The 235-nt window shown below is 67.7% G+C and carries 1 protein-coding gene; it reads left to right on the top strand.

Annotated features, from left to right (window positions below):
- Positions 1–16: 16 nt before the first annotated feature.
- A partial coding sequence (locus AC0CH3_RS17985) for an ATP-binding protein (RefSeq protein ID WP_465238148.1) occupies positions 17–235 on the top strand: 219 nt, incomplete at its 3' end.

Genomic DNA, 235 nt, shown 5'->3' with positions numbered 1-235 from the left:
GCCCGAGGATGACGGCGTGGCAAAGCTCGAACCGGGCGACTATGTCGTCCTGAGCATCAGGGATGACCGGCCCGGGATCGATCCGGCGACTGCGGACAAGGGGTTCGAACCCTTCTTCACGACCAAGGAGATGGGCAAGGGCGCAGGGCTCGGTCTGGCGATGGTCTATGGTGTCGTGCGGCAGTCGGGCGGACTCGCCACGCTCCAGAACGCGCCGGGCGGCGGTGCCGAGGTC

It is taken from the genome of Sphingomonas sp. AC449 (assembly GCF_979253475.1).
The sequence above is the reverse complement of the archived record's forward strand: the minus strand, read 5'-3'. Positions and strand labels throughout refer to the sequence as shown.